We start from the raw sequence: 16,148 nt of genomic DNA on the forward strand, positions 1-16,148 counted from the left end.
GCGTTCAGAAGTGTTGCCCGTCACAGTCGAACCGAGGAGGACGAACCCATGAGCGTCGAACAGGCACGGCCCGACGGCCGTACACCGGACGAGACCCCCGCCTCGGGCCTGCGCAAGGTCGTCGGCGCGTCGATGGCCGGCACCGTCGTCGAGTGGTACGAGTTCTTCCTCTACGGCACCGCCGCCACCCTGGTGTTCTCCAAGGTCTTCTTCCCCGACAACGGCAACGAGCTCGACGCCATCATCGCCGCGTTCGTCACCTACGCCGTCGGCTTCGTCGCGCGGCCCCTCGGCGGCGTCGTGTTCGGCCACTTCGGCGACAAGTTCGGCCGCAAGAAGCTGCTGCAGACCAGCCTCGTGCTCGTCGGCGTCGCCACCTTCCTCATGGGCTGTCTGCCCACTTTCGGTGCCATCGGCTACTGGGCGCCCGCGCTGCTCGTCACGCTGCGTTTCGTCCAGGGCTTCGCCGTGGGCGGTGAGTGGGGCGGCGCGGTGCTGCTCGTCGCCGAGCACAGCCCCAACCGTTCGCGCGGCTTCTGGGCGTCGTGGCCGCAGGCCGGCGTGCCGATGGGCAATCTCGTCGCCACCGTCGTCCTGCTGATCCTGACCACCACGCTGTCCGACGCGGCGTTCCTCTCGTGGGGCTGGCGTATCGCGTTCTGGCTGTCGGCCGTCATCGTGCTGGTCGGCTACTACATCCGCACCAAGGTCACCGACGCGCCGATCTTCCTCGAGGCCCAGCGTGAGGCCGAGCAGATCAAGTCCAGCTCGTACAGCGTCGTCGAGGTCGTCAAGCGATACCCGCGCGGCGTGTTCACCGCCATGGGTCTGCGCTTCGCCGAGAACGTCATGTACTACCTCGTCGTCACGTTCTCGATCACCTATCTCAAGGTGGTCGTCGGTGCGAACACCTCCACCATCCTGTGGTGGATGCTCGCCGCGCACGCCGTGCACTTCGCGATCATCCCCGTCGTCGGGCGCCTGTCCGACACCTTCGGCCGCCGCCCGGTGTACATGGTCGGTGCCGTCACCGCCGGCACGTGGGGCTTCTTCGCCTTCCCGATGATGGACAGCGGGCACAACGCCCTCGTCATGTCCGCCATCGTCATCGGCCTGGTGTTCCACGCCTTCATGTACGCCGGTCAGCCCGCGATCATGGCCGAGATGTTCCCGACCCGCATGCGCTACGCGGGTGTCTCGCTCGGCTACCAGGTGACCTCCATCGTCGCCGGCTCGCTCGCGCCGATCATCGCGACCGCGCTGCTCAGCCGCTACGGCAGCGCTGTGCCCATCGCGATCTACCTGGCCGTGGCGTCCGTGGTGACGATCATCGCCGTCGTCGCCGCCCGCGAAACCAAGGGCATCAGCCTGCGCGACATCGATGCCGCGGATGCCCGCGCCGTCGGCGCCGAGAAGACGGCGGTGTCCGCATGAGTGCCCGCACCGCGCTGATCACCGGCGGCGCCGGCGGCATCGGGGCGGCGTGCGCCCGGGAACTGGCCGCCCGCGGCGTGCAGGTCACCGTCGCCGACGTCGACGAGGTTGCCGCCAAGACCCTCGCCCACGAGATCGGCGGGCAGGCGTGGGCGGTGGACCTGCTCGACACCGACCAGCTCGACGGGCTCCGGCTCGAGGTCGACATCCTCGTCAACAACGCCGGCATCCAGGTCGTCCGCCCGATCGAGGAGTTCGCCCTCACCGACTTCCGCCGGATCCAGACCCTGATGGTGGAGGTGCCCTTCCTCCTCGTGAAGGCGGCCCTGCCGCACATGTACGACCGGGGATTCGGGCGCATCGTCAACGTGTCGTCGGTGCACGGCCTGCGGGCGTCGGCCTTCAAGTCCGCGTACGTCACCGCCAAGCACGGCCTCGAGGGGCTGTCGAAGGTCACGGCCCTCGAGGGCGGTCCGCACGGCGTCACCAGCAACTGCGTCAACCCGGGCTATGTGCGAACGCCGTTGGTGGAGAAGCAGATCAGCGACCAGGCCCGGCTGCACGGCATCGACGAGGAGCGAGTGCTCGCCGACGTGCTGCTCACCGAGCCGGCGATCAAGCGGCTCGTCGAACCCGGGGAGGTGGCCTCCCTCGTCGCGTGGCTGGCCTCGGACGACGCCGGCATGGTCACCGGCGCCTCCTACACGATGGACGGCGGCTGGACCGCCCGCTGACCCACCCCCTGTGTGTGTGGCCGAATGTCACATCGCGTCGATCAGATCGAACGCGTGTGACATTCGGCCACAGGCATTTCGAAGGCGATCAGTGGGCGTCGGCGCCGTCGAGCGACAGCTGGATCTGGGTGTGCAGCGCGTGGGTGAGGTACTCCGGCGGATACAGCTCCGGGCTGGCGACGGCGTCGAGGGCCAGGCCGTTGACCGCGGCCAGCAGGAGCGCCGCCCGGGTCTCGGGCTCCGCGGTGCCCATCCGGATCAGGACGGCGGAGACAGCGGTGCGCATCGTGAACAGCGTCGTGTGCCGGATCGTGCTCAACGATGGCGACGTCGCGGCCCGCACGGTGAACGCCGCCATCACGTGCGCCTCGGCGGTGCGCTGGTCGTCGAGCGGCAGCAGCTGGCTCAGCGCCGCAAACAGGGTGCGCGCCGGATCGATGTCGGGGTCGACGGTGCTCAGCCGCGTCAGCACCCGTTCGGCGAGCGCGCGGAACGAGTAGGCGAGCATCTCGTCCTTGGTAGGGAAGTGGTGCTGCACGGCGCCGATCGATACACCTGCATGGCTGGCCACCTCGCGCACGCTGGCGCCGTCGAGCCCGATCCGCGCCGCGACCTCGAGCAGGGCTGCGGCGAGACGCGTGGGGCTGGTGGTGGCATAGGGGCGCGCGCGCATGGATGCACCGTACCTGCGCGCATCTCCATACGTCGGTATGGGGCATCGACCCCGCACCTCGGGGCGGTGTCGGCGACCGTCGCTGCACCACCTGCGGTGCCGCGTGCGGCCGGGCGGTTCCAGGACCGCCGGCGTTCGTCAGAAGTCCTCGTCGATGCAGGCCAGGCGATCACCGGCCATGCCGGCCTCGCCGGGACCGGTCCTGGTGCGCTGCGCGTGGAGTACCACGGATGCGGCCTCGCCGTCGCGGACCGCCTAGTCGACGGTCGTCGACGTCTGGGCGTTGCCGTCGCCGTCGGTGGTGATGTCGAGCCAGATCTCGTTCCGGGGGTTCGCGTAGGCCGGATCCGTCGACGGAGATTGCGGGGTGGCCGCGGGGTCCACGTTGTTCTGATAGTGCGGCCCCGCATCCGACGGTTGTGGCCCGCACGGCTGCGTGTGTACGTGCACGCCGAAGTCGCGGGTGGGCGTAAGACCGGTTGCGTTGAGCGTGACCGTCGTGCGGCCGTCTTCCTCTTCGGATTCGACGGTCACGGTCGACCCCACCGGGACGGCGGCTTCGTCGTAGGTGTAGGCGTTGTCGTCGCCACCACCTTCCCCGGGCAGCTGGAAGGCCACTCCATCCGTGCCGGGCAGGGGGGTGGGCATGCCGGTGGTCGTCGTTTCCGAAGACGCGGGAGGCGTCTCGACGGTGGCCTGGTTGTCCGTCGAGGCGTCGTCGCCGCCGCATCCGGCGGCGACGAGTGCGGTCAGGGACACGCCTGCGATCAAGGTTGTACGTCGTGTGTTCATGATTCGGCGTTACCCCCTGGTGCGCCGCGGTGAACCTCCGGCGAAGCGCTCACCCGTGGCACGGTGAGACAGGGGCACACCTGCCGGACCTGCACCGCCGCGGTCCCGCTCGGTCAGGTCCTGCTCACCCCGCTGATGATCAGGGACAGGCCCGCCCCGAGGAGCCAGACGTCCTTGGCGATCGGCGTGCCCTGCTGGGTCGGGCGGAACGATCCGCCCTCGTGCATGCCGGGCATCCGCCAGTACATCGCGAGCAGACCCGAACTGAACGCGGTCAGCGCGGCGCCGGCCACGACGGGGGAGACGACGGGCGCCAGCAGCAGGGTGCCGACGCCGATCTCAGCGGTCGACAGGGCCTGGCCGAACGTCTCCGGCCGCATCTTCCCGAGCCGGGGGAGCGCCTTGCTCGCCATGTCCTGCAGCCCTGCGGCGGCCTCGGGCGGGAGATCGCGCTTGCCCAGCCCGGAATTGAGGATGAAAGCACCGGTGGCCAGCCGGAGCGGAACGTTGCTCAGTCGCACGGGAACCTCCGGAGGATCGAATGTGACCGATTATCCCGCATTCCCCGTGACGGTGGCGGCAAACTTCCCACGGCCGTCCGGATGCAGCACGATGAAGCGGTCGGCTCACCACCGGGAGGACGCCATGCCGAGTACGGCCGGAAGCTCCTCTTCGGCAGCTTCCTCACGCCGGACGCCGAGAACCCTGCCGCGGTCGTCGACCTCGCGGTCGCCTCCGAACGCGCCGGCCTGGACCTGGTCACCTTCCAGGACCACCCTTACCAGGCCCGTTTCCTCGACGCCTGGACCCTGCTGACCTGGGTCGCCGCGCGGACGACGCGGGTACTCGTGGCGCCGAACGTGGCGAACCTGCCGCTGCGCGGCCCGGCGATCCTCGCGCGCAGCGCGGCCTCCCTCGACCGCCTCAGCGGCGGACGCGTGGAGCTGGGCCTCGGCGCGGGCGCCTACTGGGACGCGATCGCCGCGAACGGCGGACCGCACCGCACCACGGGCGAAGCCGTCGACGCGCTGGAGGAGGCGATCACCGTCATCCGGGAGCTGTGGGCCGACCGCCGGGGTGGCGCCCGCGTCGACGGCACCCACTACCGTCTCGCCGGCGCCAAGCGCGGCCCGGCGCCCGCCCACGACATCGGAATCTGGCTCGGCGCCTACGGTCCTCGCATGCTCGCACTCACCGGACGCGCCGCCGACGGGTGGCTGCCCAGCGCGTTCGCCGCTTCGCCGGACCGGCTCGCCGGGATGTCGAGGCGGGTCGACGAGGCGGCTGTGGACGCCGGCCGGGACCCGCGCGAGATCCGCCGGCTCTACAACATCAGCGGCCGATTCGACGGCGGTGCGGACGGCGGGTTCCTCGCCGGGCCGCCCGCCGTGTGGGCGGAGCAGCTCGCGGAGCTGACCCTGCGCCACGGCATCAGCGGCTTCGTGCTCGGCACCGATGCCCGCCCCGACATCGAGCGATTCGCGCAGGAGGTCGCGCCGCGCGTCCGCGAACTCGTCTCGGCGGCAAGGTGATCCGGACTCAGCCGGGGAGTACCGCACGTGGCACGCCGGCGCGCAGTTGCACGTCCACCACGAAGTCGCCGTCCTCCGGCGTGTAGCGGCGCCGCGGGTCGTGGTCCTCCACCCGGAAGCTGTCGAGCGCGGGGGAGTGGGTGGTGATGGCGACCGTGCCGTCGTCGAGATCGAACTGCAGCAACCGCTGGAACGCCGTCGCGCGTCGACCGTCGACGAGGAAGTACTGATAGTCGGCGAGCATCTCGACCACGCGCCGGTCGGTGTCGGGGATCGGGCGGTCGGTCACGGTCGTCTGCCCGTCCACGTGCCCGGACAGCACCATGAACACCGACTCGTGCGGCACGACGAGCCGGTTCCAGATCTGCTGGCCCGAACTGCCGCCGATGTCGCCGAATCCGCTCATCCGCAGGCGCCCGTCCTCGTCCAGGTAGTAGTGCGCGGCGACGATCGTGTTGCGGTCCGGATGGGCGGCCAGCACCTGCTCGGCCCAGCGCATCACGTGCTCCGCCGGGTTGTAGCCGATGTAGAGGACGAGGAACCGGGCGCCGGCGATCTCGAACAGGTCGTAGTGCGCCGAGTTGTCGGTGTCGGTCACCGAGTCGCCCCACTGCGGCCGGTCCCGGAACCGCTGCGGCCCGAAGTACTCGTTGTACAGCGCGTGGTTGCGTTCGTGCTCGCCCGGTACGAGCCGGCCCGCGACGTTCCACAGGTTGTCGTGGTTGCCGGGCAGGACCCCGTAGGGCATCCCGGCCGCCTCGAGGATTCCCATCGCCTCCGACGCGACCTCGAACTCCGCGCGGGCGCGGGCGTCCGGGGCGCCCGGCCGGATCCACGACTGGATCAGGTCCCCGGTGTGCACGGTGTACGCGATCTTCCGGTCGCGGGCCTGCTGCGCCGTCCAGGTCGTCATGGCCCGGAAGGCGGCGGTGTCGTCGCGGGCGAGGTACTGGGTGTCGGTGAGGTGCTGGATAGCGAAGTCGTAGTCCGCCGGATCGGCGAACGCCTGGTCCGGTACGGCGTTGGCGTCGCGGAAACCCCGGTCGCGACGGGGCCCGTCGATCACCAGGATCTCCACGGGGCCGGCGACGCCGGTGATCCGGGCCTCGAGCACGATCGGTCCGCCGGGCGCCGCGGGCCGGGCCATGGCGCGCGGCTCGCCCCACGATCGGCCCGTGCGCACGTGCAGGGCGAGGTCGTCGAGGTTGACGCTGCGGCCCTCCCACCGGAGCGTCACCGCCTCGGTTCCGGTGGGGAATTCGAGTTCGTAACGGACATAGGGATATTCGTCGAACTTGTCGCCGACGGACACCGGGGCGCCGCTCTCGGCGACGTCGCGCGGGAGCGGTGGGTCCGCCGAGTCGGTCACGCCCGCGTACATCGTCGCGGACGTCGCCGGGACGTCGGTGGTCAGTCCCGTCGCCGGGATGCCGACGGACGTGACGGGCGCGGGCACCGACGGTGCCGCCCCGGCGGGGCCGGACAGGAGGGCGGCCACAGCCAGCAACGACACCGGAAGCCAGGAGCCCGGGGCGCGCATGCCCCGACGCTACCGCTGATCAGGCGCAACGCCACCGCCGATCAGGCGCGGCGCTACCGCCGATCAGGCGCGACGGCCCAGGTGCGCGAGCACCCGGGTCCGCCGGTCGGCGTCCGCGGGCACCTCGACGGCGGGCCCGCAGACCCCCTCCATACGGATCGAGTCGCCCAGGGCCTGCGCCGTCGCCTCCACGAAGTCGAGATCCTCGTCGTCGACGGAGTCGTCCAGGCCGGCGGCACGAGCGATGTCCCAGCCGTGCACGACGAGGTCGAAGTTGTAGAACCGCGCGACGGTCGCGGCGAGGGTGGTGCGGCCGAAGTGGCCGTCGTACTCGAGGCCGGCGCGCTGCGGATCGTCGAGGATCGCCTGCATGCCGTCGCGGGTGGCGGCCCACGCACCGGCCGGGTCGGTGTCCGGCGAGGGGCCGGCGGGCAGTTCCAGGCCGACGACGGTGACGATCTGCCGCTGCGTGTCGACGACGTGCCGCAGCACGTCGCGGGCGGTCCAGCCCTCGCAGGGCGACGGCGCGTCCCACCGGTCGGCCGGCACGGCCTCGACGCGTGTGGTGAACTTCGCCGCGAGTTCGCGGTAGTGACGGGCGGGGGAGAGGGTCTCGGTCATGCCGCGGATTCTTCCGCCCCGAGGTCGCCGAGGGATTGGATACTTCGGACATCGAGTGCCGAGCCCGGGCCGTGCCAACGTGGCGCCTCGCCGGCGAGCAGGGCGGTGGGCGTCAGGGTGGAGATCCTGCGGGCCTCACGGTTCAGGTGCGACTGGTCGCTGTAGCCGGCGACCGATGCGAGTTCGGCCAGTCCGCGCCCGGGACCGGCGTCGGCGAGGGCCATGAACCGTTGCAGGCGAAGAATCGATCGCAACGTGGCCGGGCCGTACCCGAACGCCTCGTTGCAGCGGCGCTGCAGCTGACGTTCGGTGAGTGCGGCGGTGTCGGCGAGCGTGCCGATGCTCCACGAGTGCCCGGACAGTGCCTGCCGGAGGTGCCCGATCAGCGGGTCGGGGGCAAGGCCGTGCGCGAGCCAGCGCCGCACCGCGGATTGGAACACCTCGAGCCGTTCGGGGGCGGTCCGGGCGTTGTCGAGCCGGTCGGCGAGTGGTCTGGCCCCGGCCGAGCCGATCAGGTCGTCCAGCCCGACGCGGGTATCGCGGAGTTGCGCGGCCGACGCGCGCAGGGCGAACGAGGCGAGACCGGGGCGGAACCGCACGCCGGCGGAGACGACGCCGGGCGGCAGGGTGAACGACCACGCGGACGTTTCCGGACCGCACACGCGGATGCCGACGCCGGCGATCCACAGGACGTCGACGCATCCGTCCGGAACGAGGAGGTGACTCTGCCCGTCGGAGACCGCCGACCACACGCACACCAGGTGCTCGGCGAGGTCCGCGCTGGGAGTGCTCGGCACATACCACCTCATGGCCCACGAGCGTAGGCGCAGGCACCGACAATCGCTGCCTGCGTGGGGAACCGGCTTCCGTCACGGCCGGTACGGCAGGTGCCGCACCGCGACGGTGAGTGCGACGGCGACCGCGGTGGCGACCCACAGGGCGTGCAGTCCGAGCGCCCGATGCGCGAGGGCACCGCCGACGGCGCCGGTCACCAGGCCCAGCCACAGGCCCAGGTACGGCAGCCAGCTCCAGCGGGGCCCGCCGAACAGGGCGGCCGCGAGCCGCTGCCCGATCTTGACGAGCGCCCCGGTCATGTACGTCAGGGCCACGCTCACCTCGCCGTCGCGCTGGAACACCGAGTTCTCCGCGCCCATGGCGAGGGTCATCGCCACCACCGCGACGGGCGTCCACCCTGCCGTGTGGGCGAGCGCACCGAGCAGCAGCAGCGCGGAGACTGCGGCGAGGACGGCGGTCTTGCGGGCGCGACGGCTGCGGTCGGACAGTTGCGCCACCACCCCGCCGAGGACGACACCGACGAGGAAGAGCCCGATGATGCCGGCGGTGAGGGCCGCCTGGCCCCAGGCGCCGTCGGCCAGGCCGACGCTCATGCGCGTGGAGTTGCCGCTCATGAACGACACGAACACGCCCCCGAGGGTGATGAAGCCGAGCGCGTCGACGAATCCGGCGAGGCCGGACAGCGCGATGGCGAGGGCCGTGAGTTGTCTGCCGTATCCGACCACGGACAAATCGTAATCACCTTGTGCTGTTACCTCTGGTAACGAAAGGGATGTCCGGTACGACCTCCAGGAGACGCCCTTTCGTTCCCCCGCGGAGGGTGCCGCCGTACCGCATCGCGCCCCAGGAGTACCCAGCGTGTTCGCCTCACCGTCCCGCCAGTCCCCGAACCACCGCAGGCGGGGATGGAGCGCCGGACTCGCCGCGGCGGCCCTGCTGCTGACCGGATGCGCCGCAGCAACGGACACCGCCACCCCGGCGCACGCGCCCACCGTCGCCGCGACCCCGACGGTGACGACCACCCCGCCCCCGGCCCCCGCACCGGCGCCGACCCACGTTCCCGCGGACGCATCCGCCTCGTCGGCGCTGGCCACGCTCGCGACGCTGCCGGTCAAGGGGCGAGCGCCCAAGACCGGTTACGACCGCGAACTCTTCGGCCCGGCGTGGAGCGACGACGTCGACGTCGACGGCGGCCGCAACGGCTGCGACACCCGCAACGACATCCTGCGGCGCGACCTCGTCGACATCACCTACAAGACCGCCACCCGGGACTGCGTGGTCCTCTTCGGCACCCTCCACGACGCCTACACCGGCACGACCATCGAGTTCCGCCGCGGCCAGGACACCTCCGCCGACGTGCAGATCGACCATGTCGTCGCGCTGTCCGACGCGTGGCAGAAGGGTGCCCAGCAGCTCGACCAGCAGACCCGCGCGAACTTCGCCAACGATCCCCGCAACCTGCAGGCCGTCGACGGCGACGCCAACCAGCAGAAGGGCGACGGCGACGCCGCGACCTGGCTGCCGCCGAACCGGTCCTACCGGTGCACGTACGTCGCGCGGCAGATCGAGGTCAAGGCCCTCTATCAGCTGTGGGTGACCCAGGCCGAGCACGACGCGATGGTCCGCGTCCTCACCGAGTGCGGCGCCGTCGCCCCGGCGCCCGTGCCCGCCGCACCTGCCGCGACCGTGGCGCCGGAACCGGCCCCGTCGGTGGCATCGCCGCCGGCCGCCGCCGCGACCTACCGCAACTGCGCCGAGGCGCGGGCCGCCGGCGCCGCGCCGCTGTACGCCGGTCAGCCCGGGTACAGCGAGGAGATGGACGGTGACCGGGACGGTGTCGCCTGCGAGTGAGCCGCCCGGCGCGTCAGCACTCCGCGACCGTGATCGTCACCGTGTCGCCCACCTCGACCGACTCGGCGGCGCGCACCGACCTCTTCAACGCGAGGAAATGCCGGCCGTCGCCCCGCGGCTGCAGGGACGTGTCCCACTCGGTGCCGCCCATGCGGGCGCGTACCGGGATCAGTCCGCGTACGGCGACGCTCGTCACGGCCTCGACGATCCGGGCCGGCACGTCGACGTAGTGCCAGCCGCCCGGGCCGGGAAAGACCTCGACGATGCCGGAGAAGCGCATGCCGCGAGGCTAGAGGGTGGGGCCGACACGACAGGGAAGCGAAAAAGCCCCTGTGATCCGCGAAGCTGCGGATCACAGGGGCTTCCCCGTGGCGGAGGATAGGGGATTTGAACCCCTGAGGGCGTTAACCCAACCCGCGTTCCAGGCGAGCGCCATAGGCCACTAGGCGAATCCTCCGTGGGGAAGCATACCGAATATGACCTGGTGGTTGCCAAACGGGGAGGTCGCCGCGGGTTTCGGCGGGGTGTGGCGGTGCCGATTCACGGTTCGGGGCGATGTTTGTCTACACTGGCCGATGGATCCCGCGCGGCGCGCATCCTGTGAACTCCCCCAGGGCCGGAAGGCAGCAAGGGTCAACGGGCTCTGCCGGGTGCGCGGGGTCCCCTAGCTTCCGATGCCGATGCCCGTGCCGTTGGGCGCGGTGAAAGGTCCTTCCGCATGCCTACCCAAACCCAGATTGGGTTGATGAGCCATGAGGAACTCGTCGCAGAGCACGAGCGCCAGTCCCACAACTACGCGCGACTCGAAGCCGAGAAGCTGACGCTGGACCTGACTCGCGGCAAGCCGTCCCCCGAGCAGCTGGACCTCTCCGCGGAGTTGCTGTCGCTGCCCGGGGTCGACGACTACCGCGACGCGTCCGGCACGGACTGCCGTAACTACGGCGGCCTGCGCGGACTGCCCGAGCTGCGCGCCATCTTCGGGGAGCTCCTGGGCATCCCCACCGAGAACCTGATCGCCGGCAACAACGCCAGCCTCGAGATCATGCACGACCTGGTCGTGGCGTCGTTGCTGCACGGCACGGTGGATTCACCGCGCCCGTGGTCCCAGGAACCCGTCGTCAGGTTCCTGTGCCCCGCGCCCGGCTACGACCGGCACTTCGCGATCACCGAGTCGTACGGGATCGAGATGATCCCGGTGCCCATGCACGACGACGGGCCGGACCTGGCGAAGATCGCCGCGCTCGTCGGCTCGGACCCGCAGATCAAGGGCATGTGGGCGGTGCCCACCTACTCGAACCCGACCGGCGCCGTGTACTCCGAGCGCGCCGCCCGCGAACTGGCGTCGATGCCGACCGCCGCGCCGGACTTCCGGATCTTCTGGGACAACGCGTACGCCGTGCATCCCCTGGTCGAGGAGGCCGCCCCCGCCCTGGACATCCTGGGCATGGCGGCCGAGGCCGGGCACCCGAACCGTGTGTTCGTCCTCGCCTCGACATCCAAGATCACCTTTGCCGGCGCCGGCGTCAGCTTCTTCGGCAGCTCGGCCGAGAACCTGGCGTGGTACGAGAAGTTCCTGGGTATCAAGACCATCGGCCCGGACAAGGTCAACCAGCTGCGTCATCTGCGCTTCTTCGGTGATGCCGACGGGGTGCGGGCCCACATGGCCAAGCATCGCGAGCTCCTCGCGCCGAAGTTCGCGCTCGTGCTGAAGATCCTCGAGGACCGGCTCGGGCCGTCGAAGGTGGCGTCCTGGACCGAGCCGAAGGGCGGCTACTTCATCAGCCTCGACGTGGTGGAGGGCACCGCCAAGCGGGTCATCTCCCTCGCGAAGAACGCGGGGATCGCGCTGACCGCGGCCGGGTCGGCGTTCCCGTACAAGGACGACCCCGAGGACAAGAACATCCGGCTCGCCCCGAGCTTCCCGTCGCTGAACGAACTCGCCACCGCCATGGACGGCGTCGCGACGTGCGTGCTGCTCGCGGCGACCGAGAAGGCCCTGGGCAAGTAGCTCCTCCCCGTAGGCCCCGGTCGTCACGCGGCGACCGGGGCCTACGGGTGTTTCCCCCACCTGTGGACAACTCTGTGGACAAGCGGTGGACAACTCGGCTCGGTCGGGCCGCGGGCAATTCTCGCCGTCACGGCCCGGTCGTCCTGGCCGAATGTCACATCGCTTCGGTCACATCGAACGCGTGTGACATTCAGCCGGTGGCCGCGTCCTCGACGTAGCGGTCGATCTGCTCGTGCCAGAACTCCCGGACGCTGTCGGCCGAGTTCCCGGCACCGATCGCGTGTGCGACGAGGGCCTGAACGTCCTCGAGAACGCGGGTGTACTCGGATTCGTCACCGTGCAGTGCCATAGGCGAACGATACGCGCGCACATGGTGCGTCCGGCCTGCGTTCTGTGCCCGCCCGCACCCTTCAAGGGTTCCGCCGGTGGCGTGGATCCCACCGCTGCTCGATCACGGAGACCATCCCAACCGGAGATCAGGGACCGAAGGATCGCCGAGGCGCTCGAGTCGGCGTTCGCGTCACCGGATCCCACCCCAGGCGCACTGGTCGGGGGAGCCCCTGTCGACCGCGGACCGGGAGTAGCGCGCCGGGTACCGGGTATCCGGACGGCGTCCGTGAAGGACCGTCGACGGAGGGAGCCACCATCGCTAGGTCGCAGGACTCGGAACGCGCGACGTGCCGGCACGACCATCTCGCGCAGATCGCCGGCTCCTCGCCGACGAATCCTGCGGTTACCCGACGTACCGAGGACCTCGATGGCGCCACGTGAGGAGATGTATCCGGATCCCGACGACATGCAGGTCATCGCGAGCCTCGATCAGCTCGCCGCTCTCGTCGCGGGGGATCCGCTCATCTATCTGCGCTGTTCACCGGGACCGGCCGCGGACGCCGCGGACGGCCCCACGCGGGATGTCGAAGGCAATGTCACCCTGCCTGGTTGGTCTGTCGTGCCGGTCGCGCCGGAGCCGTGGTGGCGTCGGCCCGTCGAGGACTGGGTGGCACGGCGGGTCCACCGGTACGCCACGCGGGATGTGCCCGACGGATGCTTCCTCTGGCTGCTCAAGGGGACGATGGTCGGCCGCGGACCCGACCAGGAACCGTTGGTGATCGACATCCAGCCGCACGCGCGGCTCAGTCCCAGGGTGCTACGGGAGGCGGAGCAGCGGTATCACGAGCGGTTCGACGTGCAGGCGGAATCCCCAGAGCGGTGAGTCAATGAGGCGGTGAGGCGGGCGGCCGGCGTCGTCCGCCCGGCTTCACCGCTGCAGGACGAGGTGGGGCGTCTCGTGTTCCGGAAGAAGCACGTCCTGGACGATATCCGTTGTCCGCAGAGCCGAGAACGACACCAGAGCGATCGCCACGATCAGCGTCGCGGCGACCGTGCGAGCCCACGGAAGCCGAGGCGGATCGACCAGCGCGTGCACGCGTTCGACGACGTCACCGCCCGCCACCGAGAGCGTGGTCGACGAATGAGCCTCGAGGGAGCGGCTTCTCGCGACGGCTGCGGCGGCGACGGCCTGGGCGGCCGCGCGACGGCCACCGGCGGCGGCTTCCTCGTCGGCCCACCGCTCCGCGGCCCGGCGAACGACGTCGGGAACCGGCCGCAGCAGCGGGTGGAGTGCGGCCGCCGTCTCGGCGATCTGGATCCACCGGGAATGATGGTGCCGCAGGTGGGCGTGCTCGTGTGCGAGCAATACGGTCAGTTCGTCCTCGGTGAGAGCCGACTTCATGGCGGTCGTCACGACGATCCCGCCCCCTCGCCCGGGGACGGAGTAGGCGTCGGCGACCGGGCTCCGGGCGAGGAGGTAGCTCTCCGTCCGGGGAGGCTTCGGCAGAATCGAGTTGCTGCGCAAAGGTTCTGCCGGACGTGCCAGAGGTGCCGCAGGCCTCCGGCTGTGGCACACAGAGCGGCGGTGAGGAGGATCGCCGCGACTGCGACGGATGTCGTGCCGGGCCGGTGGTGGATGAGCGTGAGGGCCACGGCAGTCGCCGACGAGAGCAATGTCAGGGCGCACAGAGCGGAGAGAACAGGTAGGAGCCGGACCGTTGTCGCCGGCCGGGCCTGTACCGCGATGCGCTCGGCTCCGATACCGAGCGCTGCTCCCACCGCGAGTGGAGCGAGGACAGCAGGCATTATCACGGCTCTCTCCCTTCGTCCGGCTCGCCGTCCTCGCGCCCGAGCAGCCTCAGCAGCATCCGCTCGTCGTCGGGTGTCAATTCCGCGACGAACCGGGCCAGCACGTCCGCGCGGCGGCCGTACTTGTCGAGAAGCCGATGCATGTCCCGGGCGGCCTGCGCAGCCGGGAGCGTCTCGATCGGTGCCGCGAGCCGATACGCGTAACCACGACCGGATGGCGTCCGGTCCAGAATTCCCTTGCCGTGCATGCGGGCCAGCGTCGTCATCACGGTGGTGTGGGCGAGTGCTCCTGGCAGCAACTCGTTCACCCTTGCCACGGTGAGCGGCTCTTCCGCGCCGGCAAGGACGTCGACGATCTCCTGCTCCAGGGTGCCGCGTAGGCGCCGCGCCATCGGTTTCAGGCTCCTCTCAGGACGGCTTACTACTATCGAGAAAGTAGTAGATGTCCGGTCATCCCTCTCCCGAGGAGCAGCATGTCCCAGATCAACGGACTCCCGGCGCACATACTGTTCGTGCACGCCATCGTAGTGTTGGTGCCGCTCGTGGCGGTCGGAGTCGTCCTTTCGGCCCTCTGGCCCGCCGCCCGGATGCGGCTCGTGTGGCCCACTGCGGTGCTGGCCACCGCTCTGCTCGTCCTGACCCCGCTGACCGCCGAGGCCGGTGAGTCGCTGGAGCATCAGGTCGACCGCACCGCACTGCTGCACACCCATACCGAGCTCGGTGACACCATGCCGTTCGTCGCCGCTGGGCTGTTCGCCGCGGCGATGCTGGTCGGGGCCCTGCACGTGCTGCATTCGCGTGGGTCGATCCCGGCCGCGCGAGTGCGGCTCCTGACCGTGATCACCGCCCTCGTCGCGGTCCTCGTCGGGGTCGGCGCGACGGTTCAGGTGTATCGGGTGGGCGACTCCGGCGCGCAGGCCACCTGGCAGGACCGGGTGGGCGTCGCCGCGGGGGAGTCGCCGTGACCTGTCCGGCGGCTCGCCGCCGGACACGGTGCCGCCCTGGCCGGCATCGCCTGAGCCCACCGGCCGGCGTGGGTGGGGTCCCTTGGTCGCGTACCGAGATACCGGGTGGCAGAGCGACAATCACAATAGTGAGCGACGCTCTTGCATTCCGCGCGAGGCGGTGGCACGACTGACTTTCGTGCGAGAGCACCGCTCTCCCTTCGAAGGGAATCCCGCCATGCATGTCGCGTCCCGCCCCGCTGCCGCCGGCCTGGTCGTCTCGGGCGTTGCGTTCGCCGCCTACCCACTCCTGCGCCCCTACGGCCCCGAGTCCGGCACAGCGTTCGCGGTCGATCTTGCGTCCACCGCGTGGCTGGCATCCCACACCCTCGGGATGATCGGCTTCACGGCTCTCGCCCTGGCCCTGCGGTCCCTTGTCGCGACCGGTACGCCGTGGCGCTGGGGCGGCAGATCCTTGCGGGAGGTCGAGACCCGGATGTGGCTCGCACTCGCACTGCTGCTTCCGTACTACGGCGCCGAGGCCTACGGCCTGAGCGCCGTGGGTCGCTACGCGCTCGACGGGGACACCGACGTCCTGACGGTGGCGGAGTCCTTCCGCTATGCGCCGTTCGAAGTCGCGACATTCACCGTCGGGCTCCTGCTGCTGATGCTCGTCGGCGGGCGCCTCGCGCATGGCACGTGGGCAGCGGGCGGCGCTACGCGTGTCGGCGGCCTGCTCGCCGGACTGGGCTTGGCGACCTACCTCCCGCAGTTCTTCACGCCGCCGGAGGTACGTATGGCCCACGGGATCGTCCTGGGCCTGGTCCTGCTCGCACGGTCGGCGGCCCGTCCGCTCGGCCTGCCGGGGGCAAGCGCCGGCATGGCCGTGCCGATCGCGACTCGAGACCGGATCCACCGGCGGGATGAGCAGGGCGCATGTGATGCGGTGGGAGGAATGCGCCCCGGCGCCGAGGAAACGTAGCCGTCACCCTCACGGGGGTGTGACTGATGTCGGCGGGGCACCGGGACGCTGCCGGGCCCTCCGATACGGGCCCTGCGGCGGAAGGCGCGCCGCAGTCGGGTTT

General features: G+C 70.7%; 18 protein-coding genes, 1 tRNA gene, 1 other RNA gene and 1 pseudogene. 9 read left to right on the forward strand and 12 right to left on the reverse strand.

Annotated elements, in window-relative coordinates:
* Positions 1-48: 48 nt before the first annotated feature.
* Both ISO16_RS19205 and ISO16_RS19210 read left to right on the forward strand, forming a co-directional pair.
* Positions 49-1,434, forward strand: coding sequence for an MFS transporter (locus tag ISO16_RS19205; protein WP_006943064.1), 1,386 nt, complete (start codon positions 49-51; stop codon positions 1,432-1,434).
* Positions 1,431-2,168 carry a 3-hydroxybutyrate dehydrogenase gene (locus ISO16_RS19210; protein ID WP_072634009.1) on the forward strand — a complete coding sequence of 246 codons (738 nt, stop codon included), beginning with the start codon at positions 1,431-1,433 and terminating at the stop codon, positions 2,166-2,168. Before ISO16_RS19205 ends, ISO16_RS19210 begins: the two co-directional genes overlap by 4 nt.
* An 88-nt stretch (positions 2,169-2,256) precedes the next feature.
* Here the strand turns inward: ISO16_RS19210 and ISO16_RS19215 are convergent, their stop codons facing one another.
* The 3 genes and pseudogenes from ISO16_RS19215 to ISO16_RS19225 all read right to left on the reverse strand — a co-directional run bounded on the left by ISO16_RS19215 (position 2,257) and on the right by ISO16_RS19225 (position 4,154).
* Positions 2,257-2,841: a TetR/AcrR family transcriptional regulator gene (locus tag ISO16_RS19215; protein WP_006943066.1), complete on the reverse strand. Its 585-nt coding sequence runs from the start codon at positions 2,839-2,841 to the stop codon at positions 2,257-2,259.
* A gap of 138 nt (positions 2,842-2,979) precedes the next feature.
* Positions 2,980-3,633: pseudogene (locus ISO16_RS19220) on the reverse strand (superoxide dismutase family protein).
* A gap of 113 nt (positions 3,634-3,746) precedes the next feature.
* Positions 3,747-4,154 (reverse strand): hypothetical protein, encoded by a 408-nt coding sequence (locus tag ISO16_RS19225; protein ID WP_006943069.1) that lies wholly within the window; start codon positions 4,152-4,154, stop codon positions 3,747-3,749.
* Between the two features lie 81 nt (positions 4,155-4,235).
* Here ISO16_RS19225 and ISO16_RS19230 point away from each other — a divergent pair, with 81 nt between their 5' ends.
* Complete coding sequence (locus ISO16_RS19230) at positions 4,236-5,165, forward strand: LLM class flavin-dependent oxidoreductase (protein WP_072634010.1); 930 nt, start codon at positions 4,236-4,238, stop codon at positions 5,163-5,165.
* Between the two features lie 7 nt (positions 5,166-5,172).
* Here the strand turns inward: ISO16_RS19230 and ISO16_RS19235 are convergent, their stop codons facing one another.
* From ISO16_RS19235 to ISO16_RS19250, 4 genes are all read right to left on the reverse strand, one after another.
* Positions 5,173-6,705, reverse strand: coding sequence for a metallophosphoesterase (locus ISO16_RS19235; protein ID WP_072634011.1), 1,533 nt, complete (start codon positions 6,703-6,705; stop codon positions 5,173-5,175).
* A 63-nt stretch (positions 6,706-6,768) separates the two neighbouring features.
* Positions 6,769-7,326 carry a TIGR03086 family metal-binding protein gene (locus ISO16_RS19240; protein ID WP_072634012.1) on the reverse strand — a complete coding sequence of 186 codons (558 nt, stop codon included), beginning with the start codon at positions 7,324-7,326 and terminating at the stop codon, positions 6,769-6,771.
* Positions 7,323-8,135, reverse strand: coding sequence for a helix-turn-helix domain-containing protein (locus ISO16_RS19245; RefSeq protein WP_170914014.1), 813 nt, complete (start codon positions 8,133-8,135; stop codon positions 7,323-7,325). Before ISO16_RS19245 ends, ISO16_RS19240 begins: the two co-directional genes overlap by 4 nt.
* Before the next feature lie 60 nt (positions 8,136-8,195).
* On the reverse strand, positions 8,196-8,846 hold the full coding sequence (locus tag ISO16_RS19250; RefSeq protein WP_072634014.1) for a YoaK family protein: 651 nt from the start codon (positions 8,844-8,846) through the stop codon (positions 8,196-8,198).
* A gap of 133 nt (positions 8,847-8,979) precedes the next feature.
* Here ISO16_RS19250 and ISO16_RS19255 point away from each other — a divergent pair, with 133 nt between their 5' ends.
* Complete coding sequence (locus tag ISO16_RS19255) at positions 8,980-9,972, forward strand: GmrSD restriction endonuclease domain-containing protein (protein ID WP_072634015.1); 993 nt, start codon at positions 8,980-8,982, stop codon at positions 9,970-9,972.
* Positions 9,973-9,985: 13 nt separating this feature from the next.
* Here ISO16_RS19255 and ISO16_RS19260 read toward each other — a convergent pair whose 3' ends face one another.
* On the reverse strand, positions 9,986-10,252 hold the full coding sequence (locus tag ISO16_RS19260) for a DUF1905 domain-containing protein (RefSeq protein WP_006943087.1): 267 nt from the start codon (positions 10,250-10,252) through the stop codon (positions 9,986-9,988).
* Positions 10,253-10,341: 89 nt separating this feature from the next.
* A tRNA-Ser gene (locus ISO16_RS19265) sits at positions 10,342-10,429 on the reverse strand.
* A 117-nt stretch (positions 10,430-10,546) separates the two neighbouring features.
* On the opposite strand from ISO16_RS19265, the gene ffs reads away from it, so the two are divergent.
* Together ffs and ISO16_RS19275 are read left to right on the forward strand one after the other, a co-directional pair.
* An RNA gene (gene ffs, locus ISO16_RS19270) (signal recognition particle sRNA small type) lies at positions 10,547-10,641 on the forward strand.
* Between the two features lie 49 nt (positions 10,642-10,690).
* Positions 10,691-11,980 (forward strand): aminotransferase class I/II-fold pyridoxal phosphate-dependent enzyme, encoded by a 1,290-nt coding sequence (locus tag ISO16_RS19275; protein WP_072634016.1) that lies wholly within the window; start codon positions 10,691-10,693, stop codon positions 11,978-11,980.
* A gap of 190 nt (positions 11,981-12,170) precedes the next feature.
* On the opposite strand, the gene ISO16_RS19280 is transcribed toward ISO16_RS19275, so the two are convergent.
* The gene (locus tag ISO16_RS19280; RefSeq protein WP_006943091.1) at positions 12,171-12,329 is read right to left on the reverse strand and encodes a hypothetical protein; all 159 of its coding nucleotides are present in this window, start codon (positions 12,327-12,329) and stop codon (positions 12,171-12,173) included.
* 408 nt (positions 12,330-12,737) lie between these two features.
* Between ISO16_RS19280 and ISO16_RS19285 the strand changes: the two genes are divergently transcribed.
* Positions 12,738-13,193, forward strand: coding sequence for a DUF6098 family protein (locus ISO16_RS19285; RefSeq protein ID WP_072634017.1), 456 nt, complete (start codon positions 12,738-12,740; stop codon positions 13,191-13,193).
* A 45-nt stretch (positions 13,194-13,238) separates the two neighbouring features.
* On the opposite strand, the gene ISO16_RS19290 is transcribed toward ISO16_RS19285, so the two are convergent.
* Together ISO16_RS19290 and ISO16_RS19295 are read right to left on the reverse strand one after the other, a co-directional pair.
* Positions 13,239-13,997 carry a M48 family metalloprotease gene (locus ISO16_RS19290; RefSeq protein ID WP_326839318.1) on the reverse strand — a complete coding sequence of 253 codons (759 nt, stop codon included), beginning with the start codon at positions 13,995-13,997 and terminating at the stop codon, positions 13,239-13,241.
* A 121-nt stretch (positions 13,998-14,118) separates the two neighbouring features.
* Positions 14,119-14,511, reverse strand: coding sequence for a BlaI/MecI/CopY family transcriptional regulator (locus ISO16_RS19295; RefSeq protein WP_029547104.1), 393 nt, complete (start codon positions 14,509-14,511; stop codon positions 14,119-14,121).
* 81 nt (positions 14,512-14,592) lie between these two features.
* Between ISO16_RS19295 and ISO16_RS19300 the strand changes: the two genes are divergently transcribed.
* On the forward strand, positions 14,593-15,084 hold the full coding sequence (locus ISO16_RS19300) for a DUF2231 domain-containing protein (RefSeq protein WP_072634019.1): 492 nt from the start codon (positions 14,593-14,595) through the stop codon (positions 15,082-15,084).
* A 217-nt stretch (positions 15,085-15,301) separates the two neighbouring features.
* Complete coding sequence (locus ISO16_RS19305) at positions 15,302-16,045, forward strand: hypothetical protein (protein WP_072634020.1); 744 nt, start codon at positions 15,302-15,304, stop codon at positions 16,043-16,045.
* The last annotated feature ends 103 nt before the right edge of the window (positions 16,046-16,148 follow it).

Origin of the sequence: Rhodococcus sp. M8 (genome assembly GCF_015654185.1) — a bacterium.
In the GTDB taxonomy this organism is placed as follows: Bacteria; Actinomycetota; Actinomycetes; order Mycobacteriales; family Mycobacteriaceae; genus Rhodococcus; species Rhodococcus aetherivorans.

Excerpts from the sequence above, each read along its gene's own strand:
- ISO16_RS19285 (WP_072634017.1), top strand. The coding sequence starts at position 12,738 with ATGGCGCCACGTGAGGAGATGTATCCGGATCCCGACGACATGCAGGTC.
- ISO16_RS19210 (WP_072634009.1), top strand. The coding sequence starts at position 1,431 with ATGAGTGCCCGCACCGCGCTGATCACCGGCGGCGCCGGCGGCATCGGG.
- ISO16_RS19275 (WP_072634016.1), top strand. The coding sequence starts at position 10,691 with ATGCCTACCCAAACCCAGATTGGGTTGATGAGCCATGAGGAACTCGTC.
- ISO16_RS19215 (WP_006943066.1), bottom strand. The coding sequence starts at position 2,841 with ATGCGCGCGCGCCCCTATGCCACCACCAGCCCCACGCGTCTCGCCGCA.
- ISO16_RS19260 (WP_006943087.1), bottom strand. The coding sequence starts at position 10,252 with ATGCGCTTCTCCGGCATCGTCGAGGTCTTTCCCGGCCCGGGCGGCTGG.
- ISO16_RS19305 (WP_072634020.1), top strand. The coding sequence starts at position 15,302 with ATGCATGTCGCGTCCCGCCCCGCTGCCGCCGGCCTGGTCGTCTCGGGC.
- ISO16_RS19205 (WP_006943064.1), top strand. The coding sequence starts at position 49 with ATGAGCGTCGAACAGGCACGGCCCGACGGCCGTACACCGGACGAGACC.
- ISO16_RS19280 (WP_006943091.1), bottom strand. The coding sequence starts at position 12,329 with ATGGCACTGCACGGTGACGAATCCGAGTACACCCGCGTTCTCGAGGAC.
- ISO16_RS19295 (WP_029547104.1), bottom strand. The coding sequence starts at position 14,511 with ATGGCGCGGCGCCTACGCGGCACCCTGGAGCAGGAGATCGTCGACGTC.
- ISO16_RS19230 (WP_072634010.1), top strand. The coding sequence starts at position 4,236 with ATGCAGCACGATGAAGCGGTCGGCTCACCACCGGGAGGACGCCATGCC.
- ISO16_RS19300 (WP_072634019.1), top strand. The coding sequence starts at position 14,593 with ATGTCCCAGATCAACGGACTCCCGGCGCACATACTGTTCGTGCACGCC.
- ISO16_RS19240 (WP_072634012.1), bottom strand. The coding sequence starts at position 7,326 with ATGACCGAGACCCTCTCCCCCGCCCGTCACTACCGCGAACTCGCGGCG.
- ISO16_RS19245 (WP_170914014.1), bottom strand. The coding sequence starts at position 8,135 with ATGAGGTGGTATGTGCCGAGCACTCCCAGCGCGGACCTCGCCGAGCAC.
- ISO16_RS19235 (WP_072634011.1), bottom strand. The coding sequence starts at position 6,705 with ATGCGCGCCCCGGGCTCCTGGCTTCCGGTGTCGTTGCTGGCTGTGGCC.